The organism is Streptomyces sp. NPDC005576, from assembly GCF_042871745.1.
Classification (GTDB): Bacteria; Actinomycetota; Actinomycetes; order Streptomycetales; family Streptomycetaceae; genus Streptomyces.
The window spans coordinates 231,021-252,382 of the sequence record NZ_JBIAJC010000002.1 but is presented as its reverse complement, the minus strand read 5'-3'; the positions used below and the strand labels follow the sequence as shown (position 1 = coordinate 252,382).

The following is a 21,362-nucleotide window of genomic DNA, read 5'->3' as shown; positions in this document are numbered from 1 at the left end:
ACCGCGCGCCCCGCCCGGCCCCCGCCTGTACCGCGTCCGACCCCCACGCGTGCCGCGCCCCTCCCGCACCGACACAAGATGTGGGGCGTTCCAGCTCCCCGGCCACCACATGTATGCTCGTCTCGCTGTCGTCGCAGGGGAATCCGGTGCGAATCCGGAACTGTCCCGCAACGGTATGAACTGCGCGTTCCGCGCACCTTCGAGTCCGGCTACCTGCCGACAGCGCGTCCGGCTCACCCGAACCGGACGCCCGTACGTCCGGGCCTCGCGGATGGGCCGGTGGACGCCGTGTGCGGTGCTGCCGGTCTCCAGGTGGCGCGCCCCGCGGCCCTCCCTCCCCCCGCCGGCCCAGAGCCGAGCGAGGGAGAGCACCACCGTGACCATCGCGCCCGCCGATCCGGCGTCCGTGCCCGCGGCCACCACAGCGACCGAGCCCGTCGACGGCCCCGGGGCCGCGCTGCTGCGCACCCTGACCGCCCTCACCGCGGACCTGCCGGACACCGACCCGGGCAGGGTCGCCGCCGCCGCGCTGCGGGGCCGGAGCGCCCACGCCGACGAGGCGGAGCTGCTGACCCTGGCCACCGAGTCGGCCGCCGGTCTGATCGCGGAGGACCCCGCCTACTCGCGGCTCGCCGCGCGGCTGCTCACCCGTACCATCGCGGCCGAGGCGGCCGGTGAGGGCGCGGTGTCCTTCTCCGCATCGGTCGCCACCGGTCATCGCGAGGGCCTGATCGCGGACCGTACCGCCGCGTTCGTGGAGCTGCACGCCGAGCGGCTGGACGCGCTGGTCGAGGAGGCGCTCGCGGACGGCGCCGACGACCGCTTCGGCTACTTCGGCCTGCGCACCCTCTACAGCCGCTACCTGCTGCGCCACCCGATCACCCGCCAGGTGCTGGAGATTCCGCAGCACTTCATGCTGCGGGTCGCGTCCGGGCTGGCCGAGGACGACTCCGCGCGGGCGGTGGACGAGGTCGCGGCGCTCTACGGCCTGATGAGCCGGCTGGACTACCTGCCCTCCTCCCCCACCCTCTTCAACTCGGGCACCCGCCACCCGCAGATGTCCTCCTGCTATCTGCTGGACTCCCCGCTGGACGAGCTGGACTCCATCTACGGCCGCTACCACGAGGTGGCGCGGCTCTCGAAGCACGCGGGCGGTATCGGTCTGTCGTTCTCGCGCATCCGTTCGCGCGGCTCCCTGATCCGGGGCACCAACGGTCTGTCGAACGGCATCGTGCCGTTCATGAAGACGCTGGACGCCTCCGTCGCGGCCGTCAACCAGGGCGGCCGGCGCAAGGGCGCCGCCGCGGTCTACCTGGAGACCTGGCACGCGGACATCGAGGAGTTCCTGGAGCTGCGCGACAACACCGGTGAGGACCAGCGGCGTACGCACAACCTCAACCTGGCGCACTGGATCCCGGACGAGTTCATGCGCCGGGTCGACGCCGACGGAGCCTGGTCGCTGTTCTCGCCCGCCGACGTCCCCGAGCTGGTCGACCTGTGGGGCGACGCCTTCGACACCGCCTACCGGGCCGCCGAGGCGAAGGGCCTGGCCCGCCGGACGATGCCCGCCCGCGAGCTGTACGGCCGGATGATGCGCACCCTGGCACAGACCGGCCAGGGCTGGATGACCTTCAAGGACGCCTCCAACCGCACCGCCAACCAGACCGCCGAGCCGGGCCGGGTCGTCCACTCCTCGAACCTCTGCACGGAGATCCTGGAGGTGACCGACGACGGCGAGACGGCCGTCTGCAACCTCGGTTCGGTCAACCTGGGCGCCTTCGTCGCGGACGGGACGATCGACTGGGAGCGGCTGGACGCCACCGTCCGTACCGCGGTGACCTTCCTCGACCGGGTCGTCGACATCAACTTCTACCCGACCGGTCAGTCCGGCCGGTCCAACGCCCGCTGGCGGCCGGTGGGTCTGGGCGCGATGGGCCTCCAGGACGTCTTCTTCCAGCTGCGGCTGCCCTTCGACTCCCCCGAGGCCCGCGCGCTCTCCACCCGTATCTCCGAGCGGATCATGCTCGCCGCGTACGAGGCATCCTGCGACCTGGCCGAGAAGGCCGGCCCGCTGCCCGCGTGGAGCGAGACCCGTGCCGCGCGCGGGGTGCTGCACCCGGACCACTACGACACCGCGCCGGCCTGGCCGGAGCGGTGGGAGGCGCTGCGCGCCCGGATCGCGCGGACCGGGATGCGCAACTCGCTGCTGCTCGCCATCGCGCCGACCGCCACCATCGCGTCGATCGCCGGGGTGTACGAGTGCATCGAGCCGCAGGTCTCCAACCTGTTCAAGCGCGAGACGCTCAGCGGTGAGTTCCTCCAGGTCAACGCCTATCTGGTGGACGAGTTGAAGCGGCTCGGCGTGTGGGACGCGCGGACCCGTGAGGCGCTGCGCGACGCAAGCGGTTCGGTGCAGGGCTTCGGCTGGATCCCGGCGGAGGTACGGGCGTTGTACCGCACCGCGTGGGAGATCCCGCAGCGCGGCCTGATCGACATGGCGGCGGCCCGGACGCCCTACCTCGACCAGAGCCAGTCGCTCAATCTGTTCCTGGAGACGCCGACCATCGGCAAGCTCTCCTCGATGTACGCGTACGCCTGGAAGCAGGGGCTGAAGACGACGTACTACCTGCGTTCGCGCCCGGCGACCCGGATCGCCCGCGCCGCGTCCGGTACGGCGAACACCGCCGCCCCCGCCCCGGCCCCCGCCGCCCTCCCCGTCCAGCAGGCGGTCTCCGACGCGGAGGCCCTCGCCTGCTCCCTCGAAAACCCCGAGTCCTGCGAGGCCTGCCAGTAATGACCACCGACACGAACAAGAACCTGCTCGACCCGGGCTTCGAACTGACCCTGCGCCCCATGCGCTACCCGGACTTCTACGAGCGCTACCGGGACGCGATCAAGAACACCTGGACCGTGGAGGAGGTCGATCTCCACTCCGACGTGGCCGACCTCGCCAAGCTCTCCCCGGGTGAGCAGCACATGATCGGCCGGCTGGTGGCGTTCTTCGCCACGGGCGACTCGATCGTCTCCAACAACCTCGTGCTGACCCTGTACAAGCACATCAACTCCCCCGAGGCCCGGCTGTACCTGTCGCGGCAGCTCTTCGAGGAGGCCGTGCACGTCCAGTTCTATCTGACGCTGCTCGACACCTATCTGCCCGACCCGGACGACCGCGCCGCCGCGTTCGACGCGGTGGAGGAGATCCCGTCGATCCGGGAGAAGGCACAGTTCTGCTTCCGCTGGATGGACTCGGTGGAGAAGATCGACCGGCTGGAGACCAGGGCCGACCGGCGCCGGTTCCTGCTGAACCTGATCTGCTTCGCGGCCTGCATCGAGGGGTTGTTCTTCTACGGCGCGTTCGCGTACGTCTACTGGTTCCGCTCGCGCGGCCTGCTGCACGGCCTCGCCACCGGCACCAACTGGGTGTTCCGGGACGAGACGATGCACATGAACTTCGCCTTCGAGGTCGTGGACACCGTCCGCAAGGAGGAGCCGGACCTCTTCGACGAGGAACTCCGGCAGCAGGTCACCGACATGCTGAAGGAGGCCGTGGAGGCGGAGCTGCAGTTCGGCCGCGACCTGTGCGGTGAGGGTCTGCCCGGCATGAACACCGAGTCGATGCGCCAGTACCTGGAGTGCGTCGCGGACCAGCGGCTGACCCGGCTGGGCTTCCCACCGCTGTACGGCTCCGAGAACCCGTTCTCGTTCATGGAGCTCCAGGGCGTGCAGGAGCTGACGAACTTCTTCGAGCGCCGCCCGTCCGCGTACCAGGTGGCGGTGGAGGGCACGGTCGGCTTCGACGACGACTTCTGACGTGAGTGAGGCGGTCCGCACGGCGGCGGGCACTCCCGGCTCCGGGGGAGCCCGCCGCCGTGTGGGTCATCGCTCCGTCGAGGGACGCACTTCGGCGAAACGGGCACGGGCCGGTTCGGCGCCGGGCGGTGCCCAGAGCGCGGTGACCTCGCCGAGCAGCGGTCCCGCGTCGCCCTTGGCCTCCTCCGCGTCGCCCGTCAGCGCGCGCACCACCCGCAGGGTCCAGTGCCCGGCCCCTGCGGGGTCCGACAGCCGGATGTCGGTGCCGTACATCCCGCTCTCCACTCCCTCGACGACCGCTCCGTCGGGGATGTCCTCCCCCATGCCCCGGCTGTGCACGGTCGGGTCGGCGGTGTCCGACTCGCTCTGTGCCTGCGGCTCGGCGCGGCCGTGCAGCAGGGCGAGGAGCCGTTCGGTCAGCACCGGGTCGTGGACGCCGTCGTACACCCAGCGTGTGCCCAGCACCCCGTGTTCGGTGGTGCCGATCAGTGCGGCCTCGGCGCCTTCCAGCGGGGCGCCCCGGTAGGTGACGGGCACGTGGTAGGGGTGCGGGCGCCCCATCGAGGTGTCGGTGACCACCATGAACTCGATGCCCACCTCGCCCTCCGGGTCGTCGAGCCGGAAGCCGCCGGCCTTCGCCAGTTCGGGCTCGCTGCCGGCGTACCAGGGCTGGGAGGGCAGCCAGGAGGCCAGCATGTCGAGCTTGCCGGGGGTCATGGTGGTGCGGTGGATGACAGCCATGTCTCACTTCGTCCGCTGGGGTGAACAGGTCGTTCCATGATCGCGTACCGGCCCCGCGCGCGCACGAGGCCCCGAGGCGGCCGAGGCGTGGCCCGGTCAGATCCGCGCCCAAGCACGGAGGTAAGGGCGCCGCACGGCTCCCTCCGGCCGGGCGGCGGCCGGGTCCGGCGGGTCGGCACGGCGGACGCGTTCCGCCTCGCGCAGTTCGCGGGAGATACGGCGCTCCCGGGCGAATCCGTAGAGGGTGGGGAGGAGGACGAGGGCGGCGAGGACGGTGACGCCGAGGAGGTTCAGGAGTGTGTTCACGCCTCCACTCTGGCGGCCGGGAGCATATCCGGGCAGTGGCAGGACTGTCATCGACCATCGAATTACTGCCACACTGGCGTCATGCTGAAAAACGTCGCCGTTCTCCTGATGGACGAGGTTCACCCCTTCGAGCTGGGCGTGCTCTGCGAGGTGTTCGGACTCGACCGCAGCGACGAGGGACTACCGGTGCACGATTTCGCGGTGGTGTCGGCGGAGGGCCCCGCGCTGCGCACCCACGCCGGCTTCACCCTCACCGCCTCGCACGGCCTCGACCGGCTGGAGGAGGCCGACCTCGTCGCCGTGCCCGCCGGCAGCAGCTTCCTCGTCCGGGAGTACCCGCCGGAGGTCCTGGACGCGCTGCGGCGGGCCGTGGCGCGCGGTGCGCGGGTGCTGAGCGTCTGCTCCGGGGCGTTCGTCCTCGGTGCGGCCGGGCTGCTGGACGGCCGTCGCTGCACCACGCACTGGCGGCACTCCGCCGAACTCGCCCGGCGTCATCCGTCGGCCCGCGTGGAACCGGACGTGCTCTACGTCGACGAGGGCCAGGTGATCACCTCGGCCGGGACCGCCGCCGGTATCGACGCCTGCCTGCACCTGGTACGCCAGGAGTACGGCCAGGAGGTCGCCAACACCATCGCCCGCCGCATGGTGGTCCCCCCGCACCGCGACGGCGGCCAGGCGCAGTACGTGCGGCGGCCGTTGCCACGGACCCCGTGCGACACCGTCGGGGACACCCTGGCGTGGATGGAGAACCACCTCGACCAGGAGATGACCGTCGAACAGCTCGCGGCCCTGGCCCACATGTCGCCGCGCACCTACGCGCGCCGCTTCCAGCAGGAGACGGGTACGACCCCCTACCGCTGGCTGCTGCGGCAGCGGGTCCTGCTGGCGCAGCACCTGCTGGAGACCTCGGACGAGACCATGGAGGCCGTCGCCGGACGGGCCGGCTTCGGCAACGCGGCGGCCCTGCGGCACCAGTTCGTCCGCTCGCTGGGCACGACACCGAACGCCTACCGGCGGACCTTCCAGGGGCCGGCCGGGGTCGCCGAAAGGGTCTGACGAGTCCCGGCGCGGCCCCTGGGGGGGGTCAGATGCCGCAGCTGGAGGCCGACCAGAAGTGGCTGGGCCCCTGGTTGACGTGCACGTGGTCGCCGTGGTCCGGGTAGCCCGGGCCGAGGATTCCGTTGAAGCCGTGGTTGCGGGCCTGGAGCGCCATGGTGCAGAGCGAGTGCGACCCGGCCCCGAGGTCGACCGCGTCACCGTAGAGGTGGCGGCTGCCCGCCGCGCCGCCCACCGCCGAGTTGCAGGAGGTGGAGCGGAAGCCGCTGGTGACGCGGATCGGCTGGTCGCCGAGGGCGTGCCGCAGCGCCTCCAGCTTCCACATGCTGGTGAGGGCGTTGGCCTTCGCCGTGCCGGCGGCGACCGCCCCGCCGGCCCAGGTGCTGTTGCAGGTGTTCAGCTCCGGGTACGTGAAGTGGACCGGGGTGCAGTCGTCGTCCTGGAGCGCGTAGATCTTGGCCTGGGTGGCCGGTCCCGCGATGCCGTCGGCGGTCAGGCCGTAGGCGGCCTGGAAGCGCTTGACGGCGGCGGTGGTGGCGGGGCCGTACGAGCCGTCGACGGCGAGCACCGAGTTGTACCCGGGGTACCCGGCGACCCGTATCTGGAGCTGGGTGACGTCGTTGCCGGTGGCGCCGGAGGACAGGGTGCGGGTGAAGGTGAAGCAGCCGTCCGCGTGGGCGGTGCCGGCCGTGAGTACGGCCCCGCTCCACGCCAGTGAGATGGTCATGACAAATCCGAGCAGGACGCGCGCGGTACGCCTGAGCATGTGGGGTGCTCCCTCTCGCGGTGGAATGTGATCCCGGTGGAACGTGAACTCGCGGTGGAACGTGACTCGCGGTGGAACGTGGAAGCGAGCCTGTCGCAGCGGTCGACGCGCGTCAACTCCCTCCGGGAAAACACCGGATGACGGTCACCGCACACAGAAGGGGTCCGCCTGCCGAAGTGTTCTCCGGCGGGCGGACCCCTCACCTGTCGGCGCCCGCGACGGGATCAGTCGTTGGGGACGACCTCGTACCGCGGGGTGCCCTCGGCCATCTGCTTCAGCGCGTCCTTGCGGTCCCGCTTCGAGAGCCGGTCGATGTAGAGGTAGCCGTACAGGTGGTCCGTCTCGTGCTGGAGGCAGCGCGCGAAGTAGCCGGTGCCCCGCACCCTGATCGGGTTGCCCTGCGCGTCCCGGCCGCTCACCACGGCGTAGTCGGGGCGGGCCAGCTCGGCGTAGGCGGTCGGGACCGACAGGCAGCCCTCGTTGGAGTCGTCCAGCGCGCGGGCCTCCGGAGGCAGTTCCTCCAGGACCGGGTTGACGACGACGCCGACGTGGCGGACCCCGTCGTCGTCCGGGCAGTCGTAGACGAAGACCTTCTGGTCCACGCCGATCTGGTTGGCGGCCAGGCCCACGCCCTCGGCGGTCCGCTGGCTCGCGAACATGTCGTCGATCAGCCGCGCCAGCTCGTCGCCGAACTCCGTGACGTCCCTGCACTCCCGGTGCAGGACCGGGTTGCCCACGACGGTGATCGGACGGGAGGTCCCGCGCTCGCGGTACGCCGCCTCACGCTCCTCGCAGTCCTCCGTGTCCACGACGAAACCCTCGTCGTCCACGCCGATCCGCTCGTCCGTCTCCTGCTGCGACATGTCCGCCGTACGCCTTCCTGCAAACCGTGTACCCCGAAAACCCGAAACCCGAGTCCGGGCAGATCCGCACCGGATCGGTGCCCGTACAGCCTACGGGGAGAGGGAGCCCGGGAGCGCGGTCAGCAGACTTCTTCGAGATCCCGCCACTCGCGGCTGTCCGGGCTGTCGGCGACCCAGCCGTCCAGCAGCCCCCGCACCAGCCCGGCCGGGGCGGCGAGCCCGCACTCGCGTTCAGGAGCCCAGAGGCCACCCGCCGTGCGGTGCCCCAGCGGGCCGGGGTGACCCGGCTCACTGTGGTCGTGCGGGTCGAGGTGCTCACCGTCGCCCTCGTCGCTCTCCATCCTGCTCTCCGAACAGGACCGGCAGAGCAGCCGCACCGACGAGGACCAGTCCTCGGCGGCGAACCCGGCGTCCGAGGCGAGCTTCTCCAGCGCGTCCCGGTCCTCCTCGGTGGCCGCCTCCAGCAGCACCACCCAGGTCGGCACGGGCGACGGCGCCCACAGCTCGATCTCGTCGAACACCGGGTACGAGGGGCCCGCCGCGGTCACCCGCTCACCGTGGGGCACCCCGTCGTGCAGCACGACCTCGCCCCAGCGCCGCCCGGAGGACGGCAGCGGGATCGACAGCACCTCCATCCGGGCCGGGTCGAGCCGGCGCCCCCAGACCACCTCGGCCTCGCCCTCGGGCGACAGCCGCACCGCGGCGCTGCCCAGCTCCATACCGGTCGGCTCGGTGGTCGCCACGGCACCCTGCGCCCCGGTACCGGGCACCTTCAGGCCGTACGCCTGCCAGGCCCGGCGGGCCAGCGGCCAGTCCTGGAGCGCCGTCGCGGCGATGCCCACGTTCCACCAGTCCGGCGCGCCGGACTCCCGGTCCAGCAGCGCGACGGCCCGCAGCCCCGCCGAACGGGCCTGCTCCCAGTCGTGCCGGAACTTGTGGAGCAGCGCCAGGTTGAACCAGGACTCGGAGAGCCAGGGTTCCAGGTCCGCCGCGCGCGTCAGCAGCGCTCCCGCGTCCTCGTACCGGCCGTCGCCGATCAGCGTGAACGCGCGGTCCGTGGCCTGCCGCCACGAGGCGGACGGCCGATGCCGTGCCTTCCCGAAGATCCTCACGATTCCCGCCTGTCCCGACTGGACACCCTCTTCTTTCGCATCCAACCATGCCCGGCCGGACGCCCGCTCATTACCCATGGGTTACCCCGTCCCCACCCGGGGCGGGCCGCCCCGCGCCAGGACTCCGGCCAGCGCCTCGACCACCTGCGGCTGGTAGTCGTGGCCGGTGCCGATGCGCAACTCCTCCAGAGCCCCCAGGGCCCCTCCCACACCTTCCCCGCACAGGTCTTCGTACGCGTTGACGGCACGGACGATCCGCGCGGTGAGCGGCTGCTCCCGGTACGGATCCGCCTGCCGTTCCACCACCACCGCCACCTTCGCGTCGACCCCGGTCTGCCGGACCACCGCGCCGCCCAGCCGTGCGATCCGGCGCTGCTCGGCGGCGGGCAGCCGGGCGGTGGCCCCGTCCGCCAGCGGATCGACGAGGGAGAGCTGGCCGATGTCGTGCATGAGCGCCGCGTACTCCAGCACGGTCAGCTCGCGGCCCGCGAGCCCCAGCTCGCGGCCGACCGCCGTGGCGAGGTCGGCGACCCTGCGGGCGTGGCCGTGCGGGGTGTACCCGGCGACCTCGGTGGCGCGGGCCAGCGAGGCGATGGTCTGCCGGTAGGTCGCGCGGACCGCCGCGTACCGCCGGAAGGACACCTGGGTGAGGAGGAGCGGCACGCAGAGCACGGGCAGCGCCCACAGCCCCGCCACGGCGACGCCGAGTGCCATCACCGCACCGGTCGCGCAGACCGCCGACCCGATGCCGGGCAGCCCGCGCACTTCGTCGCGCAGGTGCGAGCCGTACGGGTAGCGGGTCCGCGCCGCCCGCACGCACGCGGCGAGCACCGCGTCGCACAGCGCCGTCAGCCCCAGCAGCCCCACCAGGAAGGCGGCGTACGCGGGCCCCTCCCCCAGCACCCCGGTGAACTGCTCCGCGTCGCGCAGCGGCTGGAAGCAGACGGCGGCGAAGGCCACGGTCAGCACCCGGCGGGCCGCCCGGTCGGGGTCGGGACCGCTGCCACGCACCAGACGGGGCACCGCGGCGAGCAGCTGGGCCACGGTGACGACGGCGATCACCTGGAGCACCCCCTGCCCGGTCGGCTCCCCGGCGCTGCGCCCGAGCAGGGCGTACGCGAGGGCCCCGGCGGAGCCGAGCGGCGCGGGTTCCCGTTCGCCGGGCAGGGCGCCCCAGCGGGCGAGTTCCCCGACGGCGACCAGCGCGCCGAAGGCGAGGGCGTGGCCCGGTTCGTCGAGCCCGGACCAGAGGGTGTGGATCAGGGCGACGACGGTCAGGGTGACGGCGGCGGCGTGCAGGACGTGGACGACCGGAGGGGGCCGGTCGCCGCCGTGGAGGCCGCTCACCGCTCACTCCGCCCGTCCCCGTCGGCGCTCCGGCCCGCTCCCGCCGCTCCCCCGGCGGCGGGCGCCTGCCCGCGCGGGGGCGGCAGCGTGGCCTCGTCCGCGGTCACGCCGACCGTCGCCGCCGACCAGCCGACCCGGTCCAGGGCCCGGACCAGCGCGCGCACCATCCGGGGGTCGAACTGGCTGCCCGCGCAGCGGCGCAGCTCCTCCACGGCGGCGGCCACCGGACGGCCGCGCCGGTAGGAACGGTTCGAGGTCATCGCGTCGAAGGCGTCGGCGACGGCGACCACCCGGGCGGACTCGGGGATGTGGGCGCCCCGGAGCCCGTGCGGATAGCCGCTGCCGTCCAACCGCTCGTGGTGGTGGAGGATCGCTGCCCTGGCCTCGTCGAGGAAGCCGATGCCGCGCACGATCTCGTGGCCGTACTCGGGATGGAGTTCGATGACCCGGCGCTCCTCCGGGGTGAGCGGTCCGTCCTTGCGCAGGACACGGGTCGGTACGCCGAGCTTGCCGACGTCGTGGAGGATGCCGGCGAACCGGAGGGCCTCCACCCGCTCCGGCGCCATGCCGATCTCACGGGCGATGAGGACGGAGGCGCGGCCGACGCGCTCACTGTGGCCGCGCGTGTAGGTGTCCTTGATGTCGACGGCCTGGACGAGGGCGCGGATGGTGGCCCGGTGCGCGGCGTGCTCCCGGTGGTACTGCGCGAAGACCCAGCAGGAGATGTACATCGGCAGCAGCACGAAGAGCGAGGAGAGCGGTCCGTACGGGCCGCGCCACAGGACCGCCATCATCAGTCCCGCGAGCGCGTGCACGAGATGCGGCCCGAACGACGGGGCGAAGAGTCCGTGCCAGGCGTTCCGCACCGGCAGGTGTTCGGCCAGCACCCGGATGGCGCCGTCGAGCAGCGCGAGGACGAGGCTGAAGACGACGCCCGCGGCGCAGGCGGGCAGCAGCAAGTACGGGAAGTCGGGCACGGCCCCCGGCCGCCCGCCCGGCCCGTGCGGGCCGCTGAGCGCGGCCGGGCCGCCGAGCACCCCGTAGACGGAGGAGGCGGCCCAGACGGTGACCGTGAGCTGCGCCGTGCGCCAGATCCGGCGGGCTGCGGACGGCCGGTGCTCGACCCGCCCGGCGAGTGCGCCGGGTACGGCCACGAGCGCGGCGGCCGAAGGCGGCAGCAGGAAGGCGGCGGCGAGCAGGAACGGGAAGAACGATCCAGCCCGGACGGGCACCCGCTCGCCGGAAAAGGGGCAGCGGCCGGGGAGTTCGCCCACCAGATAGAGCGCGGCCAGCAGGCCGAGGGTGTGCCAGGCCACCGGGGCTCCGCCGGTGGCCTGGCGGACCGGCCCCCGCAAGGGGACCTGCGCGAGCAGGGGGCCGAGACAGCCGGCGGCGCAGACCGCCACCACCGCGATGAACGTCCGTGCCGCGACCGGTGTTCTGCTCATGTGTGCACCCGCCCCCGCGTCATCGATGGACGCGTCACGCTAGCGAGTAGTCGGAGCGCAGGTGCCGCAACGATCCCGATTAGCGCGTTCGGGTGATGCGGACAGCAGAGAGGCACACCGCGTCCCGCGCGGTGCGCCTCTCTGTCGGTCGGCAGCCGGTTCGGCAACCGGTCCGTCGCTACGGACCTACTCGGCCGTGGCCGCCGGCCGGCCCGTGTCGCCCAGCGACACGTCCTGGTCCGGCACGGCCTGGCCGGAACGGATCAGGTCGATCCGTCCCATCACCTTCGAGCGCAGGTCGGTCGGGACGTCGTCCTGACCGCAGCAACGCTTCACCAGCTTCTTCACGGCCTGCTCCAGGCCGTACTTCTCCAGGCACGGGGAGCACTCGCCGAAGTGCGTCTCGAACTTGGTGCAGTCGCCCTCGGGCATCTCGTGGTCGAGGAACTCGTAGAGATGGTCGAGAACCTCTGAGCAGTCCGTCTCGTGCGGCTCTCCGCAGCTCATGAGGCCGAGCCTTTCCGATCGTCCGACTCACCGGCGCCGGCGGGGACGAGCCCGCGCTCGCGGGCGTAGTCCTCCAGCATGCCGCGCAACTGACGGCGTCCGCGGTGCAGTCGGGACATCACCGTACCGATGGGAGTCCCCATGATGTCCGCGATCTCCTTGTAGGCAAACCCCTCGACGTCCGCGAGGTAGACCGCTATGCGGAATTCCTCGGGGATCGCCTGGAGCGCCGACTTCACGTCGGAGTCCGGCAGGTGGTCGAGGGCCTGGGACTCCGCCGATCGCAGACCGGTCGACATGTGCGACTCGGCCCGTGCCAGCTGCCAGTCCTCGATCTCCTCGGCGGCGCTCCGCTGGGGCTCGCGCTGCTTCTTGCGGTACGAGTTGATGAAGGTATTGGTGAGAATGCGGTACATCCACGCCTTGAGGTTGGTGCCCTCACGGAACTGGTGGAAGGAGCCGTACGCCTTCGCGTAGGTCTCCTGGACCAGGTCCTCGGCGTCCGCGGGGTTGCGCGTCATGCGCAGCGCCGCGGAGTACATCTGGTCGAGAAAGACGAGCGCGTCCCGCTCGAAACGTGTGTTCCGCTCGTCCGTCGTCTCCTCCGGGCGGCCGTCGTCGGTCCCTGTGTCGTTACCAGTGACCGGACCCACCTCCTCCAACGCTGTTGCGGGGCCGAAACCGGACCCGCTCGCCTCGGAGAATAGTCGACCTTGGTGACGCGCGTGCGGTCGACCGCTTCCGCCCGGCGCGCGTTCAGGAGTGATCTTCGGCGCATGCAGCACCGTCCACTCCAGATCCGCGGCGCTCGAGCGACGCGGGCAGATGGTCGAACCCATGCGACGGACTCCCTCTCCACAGCCAGAGACTTGTGCCGGTGTACCGGAGGTGCCGGCCTACCGATCGCGTCGGCGTACCGGGCGCCGATGTACCGAACAACAGCGGCTCCGCGGCCCGCATTCCCCCGCCCGTGGGGGTCGCGGCGGGTGTGAGGGAGACCACCTCCGACAGGGGTGCCCGGGACTCAGGAGGGGAGACGGCCCAGCCAGCCGGTGACCGCGCCGGTCAGGATCTCCATTGCCTGGGCCTCCGTCAGGCCCGACCGCTTGGGCACCGCGAAACCGTGGTCGCCGTGCGGGACCTCGGCCATCTCGTACGTACCGGAGGGGAATTCGGCGGGGTGGCCGAAGGGGTCGTTGCCGCCCTGCACCACCAGGGTGGGGACCCCGGTGCCCAGCAGCTCGTCGACGCGGGACTTCTCGGGCCTGCCCGGCGGGTGCAGCGGAAAGCTCAGGGCGAGGACGGCACGGGCGCCGAGCTCCCCGGCCGTGCGGCAGGCGACCCGCGCCCCGGCACTGCGGCCGCCCGCGACGACCGGCAGGCCGGGCGCCGCCAGCTGGGGCCAGAGCCCGCGCCAGCCGGTGTCCAGGGTCTTCGGGGCGGGCGCGACCTTCTTCCCCGCGACCCGCCAGGGCTGCTCCACCAGGGCGACGCTCACCCGGTGCCGGGGTGCGGCGGCGGCCAGGGCCGCCAGGTCCCGCGCCTCGATGCCGCCGCCCGCGCCGTGGCCCAGCGCCAGCACCAGCCGGGCGCCGGCGGCGGGGAACCAGGTGATCCTGGCCTCTCCCGCCGGGGTGTCGACGCGGACAGGCTGCCCGCCCGGGGTGCTTCGCTCGCTGCTCATGGGCCCATCCTGCCCGTGCCGGGCTCCCCGTCAGAACAGCGTGGTCTCCTCCGGCGCGGCCAGCTCCTCCTGGAGTTCGGGCCCGTTGTTGCGGACGTTGCTGACGGCGGTGGCGACGGGGTAGGCGCGCATCAGTCCGCCCTCGGGCGGGGCAACCAGGGCGCGCAGCTCCTCGCTGTCGGTGCGCTCCGGGTCGAGCCAGGCGTCCCAGCGGTCGGGCGTCAGCATCACGGGCATCCGGGGGTGGATGTCGGCGAGCGCGGAGGGGCCCTGGGCCGGGGCGACGGCGAGCGGGGTGGTCTCCGCCTCGGTGGTGATCACCGAGCAGGTCGCCCACCACGCCTGCGGGTGGTCGGGCGGGAGGGTGGCGTCGCGCCAGAACTCGTAGAGCCCGGCCATCACGAAGACGGACCCGTCGGCGGGGGTCACGAAGTACGGCTGCTTGCGGGCCCGCTTCTTCCTGCCCGCCTCCTCCAGCTGCCGCTCGTCGGCGCCCGTCACCCACTCGTAATAGCCGTCGGCGGGCAGGATGCAGCGGCGCTGGAGGAATGCCTTGCGGAAGGAGGGCTTCTCGTGGACGGTCTCGGCGCGGGCGTTGATCATCCGCGCGGCACCCTCCGGCGTCTTGGACCAGGAGGGTACGAGGCCCCACTTGAGGGTACGGAGCTGGCGAACCGGACGGCGGTCGGCGGCGTCTCTCACAGGACGTTCCAGTACGGCATAGACCTCCTTGGTCGGCGCCACGTTCCAGTCAGGGGCCAGGGTCTCGTCCGGGTCCCACCGCTCCACCTGGAAGAGTCCGGTGAGGTCCTCGGGCCGCCGGCTCGCCGCATAACGTCCGCACATGCCTGCCAGCCTGCCACGGCACCCCGCCCTCACCGCAAGGAGTTCCTGCCGAATGGACAGCACCGAACTGGGTGCCCTGTGGGACCGGGTGTTCGGCACCCAGCCCGCGCCGGAGCAGTGGCTGGTGGTGGTGACCGCGACCGCCGCACTCGTCGCCGTCGTCCCCGACATGCTGTGGCGGCTGACCCGTAACACCATCACCATCGCGCACGAGGGCGGCCACGGGCTGATCGCCCTGCTCACCGGTCGGCAGCTCTCCGGCATCCGGCTGCACTCGGACACCAGCGGGCTCACCGTCAGCCGGGGCAAGCCGACCGGGATGGGCATGATCCTCACCGCGGCCGCCGGCTACACCGCGCCTTCCCTGCTCGGACTCGGCGGCGCCTGGCTGCTGGCGGACGGCCGCATCACCCTGCTGCTCTGGCTGGCCACCGGGCTGCTCGCGGTGATGCTGGTGATGATCCGCAACCTGTTCGGGGCGCTGACCGTGATCTTCACGGGCTCCCTCTTCCTGCTGGTCTCCTGGCTCACCTCGGCCGCCGTGCAGTCGGCCTTCGCCTACGCGGTGGTCTGGTTCCTGCTGATGGGCGGGGTGCGCCCGGTCTTCGAGCTCCAGTCCAAGCGGCGGCACGGCGGTGCTCCCGACTCCGACGCGGACCAGCTGGCCCGGCTGACGGACGCCCCGGCCTGGCTCTGGCTCTTCCTCTTCCACGCGGTGTCGCTCTGCTCACTGATCGGCGGTGGACGCTGGCTGCTGGGGATCTGACCGGCACACGCGAGGGGCTGAGGCGTCCCCGGGGTGCCGCGGGTGCCCCGCGCAGACACGGCCCGGCGCCCGGCCCGGCGCGACGCGGAGGCCCTCGGGGCCTTTCGTCCGGGTCGAACGAAAGGCCCTAAAGTGAGGGCATGACCGAAAGTCCCGTGCGCCCCGCCCTCTGGCCCGCTCCCCACGCGAGCGGCCCCGTCGACGCGACCGTCACCGTGCCCGGTTCCAAGTCGGTCACCAACCGTGCGCTGATCCTGGCCGCCCTCGCCGCCGAGCCGGGCTGGCTCCGCAGGCCGTTGCGCTCGCGCGACACCTTGCTGATGGCCCAGGCGCTGCGCGCGATGGGCGTCGGCATCGAGGAGACGGTCTCGTCCAGTTCGGCGGCCACCGACGTCACGGGCGAGGCGTGGCGGGTCATCCCGGCCGGGCTGCACGGCCCGGTCACGGTCGACGTCGGCAACGCCGGTACGGTCATGCGCTTCCTGCCCCCCGTCGCGACCCTCGCGGACGGGCCGGTCCACTTCGACGGCGACCCGCGCTCCCACGAGCGCCCGCTGCACGGCGTCATCGACGCCCTGCGCGCGCTCGGCGCCCGGATCGAGGACGGCGAGCGCGGCTCGCTCCCGCTGACCGTGCACGGCGCGGGCGCGCTGGAGGGCGGTCCGGTACGCATCGACGCCTCCGCCTCCTCCCAGTTCGTCTCCGCGCTGCTGCTCTCCGCCCCCCGGTTCAACCAGGGCGTGGAGGTACGGCACGTGGGTTCGGCCCTGCCGTCGATGCCGCACATCCGGATGACGGTGGAGATGCTGCGCGCGGTCGGCGCCCAGGTGGACGAGCCCGAGACGGGCGGCGAGCCGGACGTCTGGCGGGTCTCCCCCTCCGCGCTGCTCGGCCGGGACCTGACGATCGAGCCCGACCTCTCCAACGCCCAGCCGTTCCTGGCCGCCGCGCTGGTGACCGGCGGGCGCGTCACCGTACGCGACTGGCCGGAGCGCACCACGCAGCCCGGGGACGCGCTGCGCGAGCTGTTCACGGCGATGGGCGGTTCGTGCGAGCTGACGCCGCAGGGCCTCACGTTCACCGGTTCGGGCCGCATCCACGGCATCGACGCGGACCTGAGCGAGGTCGGCGAGCTGACCCCGGGCATCGCGGCCGTCGCGGCGCTCGCCGACTCCCCCTCCACGCTGAGCGGGGTCGCCCATCTGCGGTTGCACGAGACGGACCGGCTGGCCGCGCTCACCAAGGAGATCAACGAACTCGGCGGTGACGTCACGGAGACGGCGGACGGACTGCACATCCGGCCGCGGCCGCTGCGCGCCGGGGTCTTCCACACCTACGACGACCACCGGATGGCGACTGCGGGGGCGATCATCGGCCTGGCGGTGCCCGGAGTGGAGATCGAGAACGTGGGGACGACCGCGAAGACCCTTCCGGACTTCCCGGACATGTGGACCGGGATGCTCGGAGCCTAGAAGATGCGCCGTTACGGAAAGAACCCCGACGAGGACGACATCCGCGTCCGTCCGAACCGCAAGGGCAACCGCCCTCGCACCCACACCCGGCCCAAGCACGAGGACGCCGAGGACGGCATGGTCCTCACGGTCGACCGCGGCCGGCTGACCTGCCTCGTCGAGGGGCGCACGGTCGTCGCGATGAAGGCCCGCGAGCTGGGCCGCAAGGCCGCCGTGGTCGGCGACACCGTGTCGATCGTCGGGGACCTCTCCGGCGACAAGGACACCCTGGCCCGCATCGTCCGCATCGGCGAGCGCCGCTCGGTGCTGCGGCGCACCGCCGACGACGACGACCCCTTCGAGCGGGTGGTGGTGGCCAACGCCGACCAGCTCGCCATCGTCACGGCTCTCGCCGACCCGGAACCGCGCCCGCGCATGATCGACCGGTGCCTCGTCGCCGCGTACGACGGCGGGCTGACCCCGCTGCTGGTGCTGACCAAGTCCGACCTGGCTTCCCCGGACAAGCTCCTGGAGGCGTACACCCCGCTGGGCGTGCCGTTCATCGTCACCAATCGCGACGAGCTGGCCAACGGCGATGCGGCGGACCGGGTGCGCGAGCAGTTGAACGGGAAGATCACCGCCTTCGTCGGGCACTCCGGGGTCGGCAAGACCACGCTGGTCAACGCCCTGGTGCCGGAAGACCGCCGGCGCACGACGGGCCATGTCAACGCGGTCACCGGGCGGGGGCGGCACACCACCACCTCCGCGCTGGCGCTGCCGTTGCCCGACGGCTTGGGCTGGGTGGTCGACACCCCCGGCGTGCGCTCCTTCGGCTTGCACCACATCGACCCGTCCCGGGTCATCAACGCCTTCCCCGACCTCCAGCCCGGCACCGAGGAGTGCCCGCGCGGTTGCACCCACGACGACAACGCGCCGGAGTGCGCGCTCGACGCGTGGGTGGCCGGCGGACACGCCGATCCGGCGCGGCTCTACTCCCTGCGCCGGCTGCTGGCGACGCGCGAGCGGCGCGAGGGCGACTGACCGGGACCCGGCACGGGGCCGGTCCGTCCACCGCGACTCGCGCACGTTTGCGACCCTGCGACCGTGGTGGGGGCATAATCGCAGCGAGCAGGCGGACCGGTGACCGAGGCGGAGGACTACGGACGATGGCGTGGCTGCTGGTCGTGGTCGCGGGGCTGCTGGAGACCGGCTTCGCCGTGTGTCTGAAGCTGTCGCACGGTTTCACACGGCTCTGGCCGACGATCGCGTTCGCGGCGTTCGCCCTCGGGAGTTTCGGCCTGCTGACCCTGTCCCTGCGGAAGCTCGACGTGGGCCCCGCCTACGCGGTGTGGACCGGCATCGGGGCCGCCGGTACGGCGATCTACGGCATGGTCTTCTTCGACGACGTGGTGAACACCCTGAAGCTCATCTCGATCTCGCTGGTGATCATCGGCGTGATCGGCCTCCAGCTGTCCGGTTCCTCGCACTGAGCGGACCACCCCGGAGACCGGATCACCGGAAGGCCGCCCGCCGACCGTGGCGCCGGGGCGTGTGGCTCCGCGCGGACCGGGCTGGATACTGTGACGCCATGTCCGACTACCACGATGATCTGCGTCTCGCCCACGTACTGGCGGACGCCGCCGACGCGGCGACGATGGACCGGTTCAAGGCCCTCGACCTCAAGGTGGAGACCAAACCGGACATGACTCCGGTGAGTGAGGCCGACACGGCCACCGAGGAGCTGATCCGGGGTCACCTGCACCGGGCCCGCCCGCGCGACGCGATCCTCGGCGAGGAGTACGGGCTGGAGGGCACCGGTCCCCGGCGCTGGGTGATCGACCCCATCGACGGTACGAAGAACTACGTGCGCGGGGTGCCGGTCTGGGCGACCCTGATCTCGCTGATGGAGGCGGGAGAGAACGGCTTCCAGCCGGTGGTCGGGGTGGTCTCCGCCCCCGCGCTGAGCCGGCGCTGGTGGGCGGCGAAGGGCTCGGGCGCCTACTCGGGACGCAGCCTCACCTCCGCGACCCCCCTCCGAGTCTCGCGGGTCGGCCGGATCGCGGACGCCTCCTTCGCCTACTCCTCGCTGACCGGCTGGGAGGAGCAAGGGCGGCTGGACGGCTTCCTCGACCTGTCGCGGGCCTGCTGGCGGACGCGGGGATACGGCGATTTCTGGTCGTACATGATGGTCGCCGAGGGCTCCGTGGACATGTGCGCGGAGCCCGAACTCTCGCTCTGGGACATGGCCGCCACCGCGATCGTGGTGCAGGAGGCCGGCGGCAGCTTCACCGGCCTGGACGGCGTCCCCGGCCCGGGCGGCGGCAACGCGGCGGCATCGAACGGCCTGCTCCACGACGAACTGCTGGGGTACCTCAACCAGCGCTACTGACGTCGGCGCCGCCCGCCTCGGCGCCTGCGCCCCGTTCGGCGGAGCGCCAGGGGCGCCCGGGGGCCGTGGGGCGTGCGCGTACACGCCCTGTGGCCACCCTCTGCACCTCTTGTCGGGTCAGGAGGGGGGTGCCATCCTGAAAGCCCCGCTTGTGAACTTGTGAATCGGCTCGCCTTCCGGCCGGTCCACCAAGGAGGTGCCCCTTCATGCTGGTCAGAGACGCCATGACCACTGTGGTGCTCACCATCGGCCCCACCCACACACTCCGTCAGGCAGCCGCACTGATGTCGGCCCGCCGCGTCGGGGCCGCCGTCGTCCACGACCCGGACACCTGCGGATTCGGCATCATCACCGAACGCGACATCCTCGACGCGGTCGGGCTCGGCCAGGATCCCGACCAGGAGACCGTGTCCGGCCACACCACCACGGACGTGGTCTTCGCCGCCCCCGCCTGGACCCTGGAAGAGGCCGCCGAGGCCATGACGCACGGCGGGTTCCGTCACCTGATCGTGCTGAACGACGACGGCCCGGTGGGCCTGGTCTCGGTTCGCGACATCATCCGCTGCTGGTCTCCGGTGCGGCGCCGGCATCCGGCCGAAGTCGCCGGCTGACGCCGACCGGGGCGCCGGAGCAGCGGGACGGGCCGGACACCACACCCGTGGCGTCCGGCCCGTCCTCGTGACGGCTGACCGGCGATCAGGCGCGCAGGGCCCGGACCGCCTCCTCCAGCCGCTTGCCGAAGTCGCCGTCGGCCTGACGGAAGTTGTCCACCGCGCGCTCGGCGATCGCGTCACGCGAGACCTTGGCGATGAACTGGGCGAGGTTCTCGACCAGACGCCCCTTCTCGTCCTCCGAGAGCAGGCGGTAGAGGTTTCCCGCCTGGACGAAGTCGTCGTCCTCGGCGTGGACCGGCGTCACGTGGTTGCCGGTGGCACCGTCGACCGGGGCCGGCTGCCAGAGCGGCCGGCCGGTCTGGACGGGACCGCCGAAGCTGTTCGGCTCGTAGTTCTTCGCGCCGGCGTGACGGCCGTCGTAGAGGTGGCCGTCGCGGCTGTTGGTCCGCGCCTCGGTGGCGTGCGGGCGGTTCACCGGCAGGTGGTCGGCGTTGATGCCCACGCGGTAGCGGTGCGCGTCACCGTACGCGAAGAGGCGGCCCTGGAGCATCTTGTCCGGGGACGGGCCGATGCCGGGCACGAAGTGCGCCGGGCTGAAGATGGACTGCTCGACTTCGGCGAAGATGTTCTCGGGGTTGCGGTTGAGCTCCAGCTTCCCGATCTCGACCGGCGGGTAGTCCGCGTGCGGCCACACCTTGGTCAGGTCGAACGGGTTGAAGCGGTAGGTCGCCGCGTCCGCCGCAGGCATGATCTGCACCTGCACGGTCCAGGACGGGAAGTCACCGCGCTCGATGGACTCGCGCAGGTCGCGCTGGTGGCTGTCCGGGTCCACACCGGAGAGGCGGTTGGCCTCGTCGGTGGTGAGGTTCTTGATGCCCTGGTCGGTCTTGAAGTGGTACTTGACCCAGAAGACCTCGCCGGCCTCGTTGTTCCACTGGTACGTGTGCGAGCCGTACCCGTTCATGTGGCGCAGGGTGGCCGGGATGCCGCGGTCGCCGAAGAGCCAGGTGACCTGGTGGGTCGACTCGGGTGACAGACCCCAGAAGTCCCAGACGTTGTCCGCCTCCTGCGAGCCGGTGTACGGGTCGCGCTTCTGGGTGTGGATGAAGTCGGGGAACTTGATGGCGTCCCTGATGAAGAACACCGGGGTGTTGTTGCCGACGAGGTCGTAATTGCCCTCCTCGGTGTAGAACTTCAACGCGAAGCCGCGGGGGTCGCGCACGGCGTCGGCGGAGCCGAGGTTCCCGGCGACGGTCGAGAAGCGGAGGAAGGTCTCCGTCTCCTTGCCGACCTCGGAGAGGAACGCGGCGCGGGTCCACCGCGAGACGTCCCGGGTCAGGGTGAAGGTGCCGTACGCGCCGGCGCCACGGGCGTGCACCACGCGCTCCGGGATGCGCTCCCGGTTGAAGTGGGCGAGCTTCTCCAGCAGCGCCTGATCCTGCACGAGCACCGGACCGCCGACGCCCGCCGTCTCGCTGTTCTGGTTGTCGGCGACCGGCGCTCCGGCCTCCGTGGTGAGCGGTCCCTGCGTCACGTGCGCCTCCTGCGTGATGTGAGCCGCGCACCCCCCGTCTCCCGGCGGCGCGCACGACCGATGTTCCCTCGGCTTCTGCCAAGCTCGATCCTACAATGGACTTTGTCTAAGTCAAGCGATCA

21 protein-coding genes and 1 riboswitch are annotated in these 21,362 nt (G+C 72.1%); of the genes, 9 read left to right on the top strand and 12 right to left on the bottom strand.

Translation table 11 applies throughout. From position 1 onward, the window contains the following. The first annotated feature begins 96 nt into the window (after positions 1-96). A riboswitch (cobalamin riboswitch) is annotated at positions 97-236 on the top strand. Positions 237-376: 140 nt separating this feature from the next. Continuing rightward, positions 377-2,794, top strand: a complete 2,418-nt coding sequence (locus ACFYPN_RS04430) for a ribonucleoside-diphosphate reductase subunit alpha (protein ID WP_358762259.1) — start codon at positions 377-379, stop codon at positions 2,792-2,794. Then, positions 2,794-3,810, top strand: coding sequence for a ribonucleotide-diphosphate reductase subunit beta (locus tag ACFYPN_RS04425; protein WP_389296650.1), 1,017 nt, complete (start codon positions 2,794-2,796; stop codon positions 3,808-3,810). The genes ACFYPN_RS04430 and ACFYPN_RS04425 overlap by 1 nt, the downstream gene beginning before the upstream one ends. A gap of 66 nt (positions 3,811-3,876) precedes the next feature. Here ACFYPN_RS04425 and ACFYPN_RS04420 read toward each other — a convergent pair whose 3' ends face one another. Continuing rightward, positions 3,877-4,551, bottom strand: a complete 675-nt coding sequence (locus ACFYPN_RS04420) for a 1,4-alpha-glucan branching protein (protein WP_389296649.1) — start codon at positions 4,549-4,551, stop codon at positions 3,877-3,879. A gap of 96 nt (positions 4,552-4,647) precedes the next feature. Then, positions 4,648-4,857, bottom strand: a complete 210-nt coding sequence (locus tag ACFYPN_RS04415; RefSeq protein ID WP_358762253.1) for a hypothetical protein — start codon at positions 4,855-4,857, stop codon at positions 4,648-4,650. Positions 4,858-4,938: 81 nt separating this feature from the next. Between ACFYPN_RS04415 and ACFYPN_RS04410 the strand changes: the two genes are divergently transcribed. Then, the gene (locus tag ACFYPN_RS04410; protein ID WP_358762251.1) at positions 4,939-5,913 is read left to right on the top strand and encodes a helix-turn-helix domain-containing protein; all 975 of its coding nucleotides are present in this window, start codon (positions 4,939-4,941) and stop codon (positions 5,911-5,913) included. Between the two features lie 28 nt (positions 5,914-5,941). On the opposite strand, the gene ACFYPN_RS04405 is transcribed toward ACFYPN_RS04410, so the two are convergent. The 9 genes from ACFYPN_RS04405 to ACFYPN_RS04365 all read right to left on the bottom strand — a co-directional run bounded on the left by ACFYPN_RS04405 (position 5,942) and on the right by ACFYPN_RS04365 (position 14,486). Continuing rightward, entirely contained in the window at positions 5,942-6,679 is a 738-nt protein-coding gene (locus ACFYPN_RS04405; RefSeq protein WP_358762249.1) for a D-Ala-D-Ala carboxypeptidase family metallohydrolase, read from the bottom strand. Positions 6,680-6,903: 224 nt separating this feature from the next. Then, positions 6,904-7,542, bottom strand: a complete 639-nt coding sequence (def, locus tag ACFYPN_RS04400) for a peptide deformylase (protein ID WP_358762247.1) — start codon at positions 7,540-7,542, stop codon at positions 6,904-6,906. 119 nt (positions 7,543-7,661) lie between these two features. After that, positions 7,662-8,654, bottom strand: a complete 993-nt coding sequence (locus ACFYPN_RS04395) for a hypothetical protein (protein ID WP_358762245.1) — start codon at positions 8,652-8,654, stop codon at positions 7,662-7,664. Between the two features lie 81 nt (positions 8,655-8,735). Then, a complete protein-coding gene (locus ACFYPN_RS04390; RefSeq protein WP_389296944.1) occupies positions 8,736-9,953 on the bottom strand; it encodes an HD-GYP domain-containing protein in 1,218 nt (405 codons plus the stop codon). Positions 9,954-9,997: 44 nt separating this feature from the next. Then, complete coding sequence (locus tag ACFYPN_RS04385) at positions 9,998-11,449, bottom strand: HD-GYP domain-containing protein (RefSeq protein WP_389296648.1); 1,452 nt, start codon at positions 11,447-11,449, stop codon at positions 9,998-10,000. A gap of 186 nt (positions 11,450-11,635) precedes the next feature. Next, positions 11,636-11,956, bottom strand: a complete 321-nt coding sequence (gene rsrA, locus ACFYPN_RS04380; protein ID WP_266708917.1) for a mycothiol system anti-sigma-R factor — start codon at positions 11,954-11,956, stop codon at positions 11,636-11,638. After that, entirely contained in the window at positions 11,953-12,609 is a 657-nt protein-coding gene (locus ACFYPN_RS04375) for a sigma-70 family RNA polymerase sigma factor (protein ID WP_358762241.1), read from the bottom strand. Before ACFYPN_RS04375 ends, rsrA begins: the two co-directional genes overlap by 4 nt. Positions 12,610-12,980: 371 nt before the next feature. After that, positions 12,981-13,640, bottom strand: coding sequence for an alpha/beta family hydrolase (locus ACFYPN_RS04370; RefSeq protein WP_358762239.1), 660 nt, complete (start codon positions 13,638-13,640; stop codon positions 12,981-12,983). Between the two features lie 30 nt (positions 13,641-13,670). Beyond that, the gene (locus ACFYPN_RS04365; RefSeq protein WP_358762237.1) at positions 13,671-14,486 is read right to left on the bottom strand and encodes an SOS response-associated peptidase; all 816 of its coding nucleotides are present in this window, start codon (positions 14,484-14,486) and stop codon (positions 13,671-13,673) included. Between the two features lie 52 nt (positions 14,487-14,538). On the opposite strand from ACFYPN_RS04365, the gene ACFYPN_RS04360 reads away from it, so the two are divergent. From ACFYPN_RS04360 to ACFYPN_RS04335, 6 genes are all read left to right on the top strand, one after another. Further along, a complete protein-coding gene (locus ACFYPN_RS04360; RefSeq protein ID WP_358762235.1) occupies positions 14,539-15,252 on the top strand; it encodes a M50 family metallopeptidase in 714 nt (237 codons plus the stop codon). Between the two features lie 140 nt (positions 15,253-15,392). Continuing rightward, a complete protein-coding gene (aroA, locus tag ACFYPN_RS04355; RefSeq protein WP_358762233.1) occupies positions 15,393-16,724 on the top strand; it encodes a 3-phosphoshikimate 1-carboxyvinyltransferase in 1,332 nt (443 codons plus the stop codon). A gap of 3 nt (positions 16,725-16,727) precedes the next feature. Then, the gene (gene rsgA, locus ACFYPN_RS04350) at positions 16,728-17,744 is read left to right on the top strand and encodes a ribosome small subunit-dependent GTPase A (RefSeq protein WP_358762231.1); all 1,017 of its coding nucleotides are present in this window, start codon (positions 16,728-16,730) and stop codon (positions 17,742-17,744) included. A gap of 125 nt (positions 17,745-17,869) precedes the next feature. After that, on the top strand, positions 17,870-18,193 hold the full coding sequence (locus ACFYPN_RS04345; RefSeq protein ID WP_358762229.1) for a multidrug efflux SMR transporter: 324 nt from the start codon (positions 17,870-17,872) through the stop codon (positions 18,191-18,193). 98 nt (positions 18,194-18,291) lie between these two features. Further along, positions 18,292-19,092 carry a histidinol-phosphatase gene (gene hisN, locus ACFYPN_RS04340; RefSeq protein WP_358762227.1) on the top strand — a complete coding sequence of 267 codons (801 nt, stop codon included), beginning with the start codon at positions 18,292-18,294 and terminating at the stop codon, positions 19,090-19,092. 206 nt (positions 19,093-19,298) lie between these two features. Next, positions 19,299-19,703 carry a CBS domain-containing protein gene (locus tag ACFYPN_RS04335; RefSeq protein ID WP_358762225.1) on the top strand — a complete coding sequence of 135 codons (405 nt, stop codon included), beginning with the start codon at positions 19,299-19,301 and terminating at the stop codon, positions 19,701-19,703. Between the two features lie 85 nt (positions 19,704-19,788). Here ACFYPN_RS04335 and ACFYPN_RS04330 read toward each other — a convergent pair whose 3' ends face one another. Then, positions 19,789-21,258, bottom strand: coding sequence for a catalase (locus ACFYPN_RS04330; protein WP_358762279.1), 1,470 nt, complete (start codon positions 21,256-21,258; stop codon positions 19,789-19,791). Positions 21,259-21,362 lie beyond the last annotated feature (104 nt).

Coding starts and splice junctions, on each gene's coding strand:
- ACFYPN_RS04425 (WP_389296650.1), top strand. CDS start 2,794: ATGACCACCGACACGAACAAGAACCTGCTCGACCCGGGCTTCGAACTG.
- ACFYPN_RS04420 (WP_389296649.1), bottom strand. CDS start 4,551: ATGGCTGTCATCCACCGCACCACCATGACCCCCGGCAAGCTCGACATG.
- ACFYPN_RS04410 (WP_358762251.1), top strand. CDS start 4,939: ATGCTGAAAAACGTCGCCGTTCTCCTGATGGACGAGGTTCACCCCTTC.
- ACFYPN_RS04405 (WP_358762249.1), bottom strand. CDS start 6,679: ATGCTCAGGCGTACCGCGCGCGTCCTGCTCGGATTTGTCATGACCATC.
- def (WP_358762247.1), bottom strand. CDS start 7,542: ATGTCGCAGCAGGAGACGGACGAGCGGATCGGCGTGGACGACGAGGGT.
- ACFYPN_RS04385 (WP_389296648.1), bottom strand. CDS start 11,449: ATGAGCAGAACACCGGTCGCGGCACGGACGTTCATCGCGGTGGTGGCG.
- rsrA (WP_266708917.1), bottom strand. CDS start 11,956: ATGAGCTGCGGAGAGCCGCACGAGACGGACTGCTCAGAGGTTCTCGAC.
- ACFYPN_RS04370 (WP_358762239.1), bottom strand. CDS start 13,640: ATGAGCAGCGAGCGAAGCACCCCGGGCGGGCAGCCTGTCCGCGTCGAC.
- ACFYPN_RS04365 (WP_358762237.1), bottom strand. CDS start 14,486: ATGTGCGGACGTTATGCGGCGAGCCGGCGGCCCGAGGACCTCACCGGA.
- ACFYPN_RS04360 (WP_358762235.1), top strand. CDS start 14,539: ATGGACAGCACCGAACTGGGTGCCCTGTGGGACCGGGTGTTCGGCACC.
- aroA (WP_358762233.1), top strand. CDS start 15,393: ATGACCGAAAGTCCCGTGCGCCCCGCCCTCTGGCCCGCTCCCCACGCG.
- rsgA (WP_358762231.1), top strand. CDS start 16,728: ATGCGCCGTTACGGAAAGAACCCCGACGAGGACGACATCCGCGTCCGT.
- ACFYPN_RS04345 (WP_358762229.1), top strand. CDS start 17,870: ATGGCGTGGCTGCTGGTCGTGGTCGCGGGGCTGCTGGAGACCGGCTTC.
- hisN (WP_358762227.1), top strand. CDS start 18,292: ATGTCCGACTACCACGATGATCTGCGTCTCGCCCACGTACTGGCGGAC.
- ACFYPN_RS04335 (WP_358762225.1), top strand. CDS start 19,299: ATGCTGGTCAGAGACGCCATGACCACTGTGGTGCTCACCATCGGCCCC.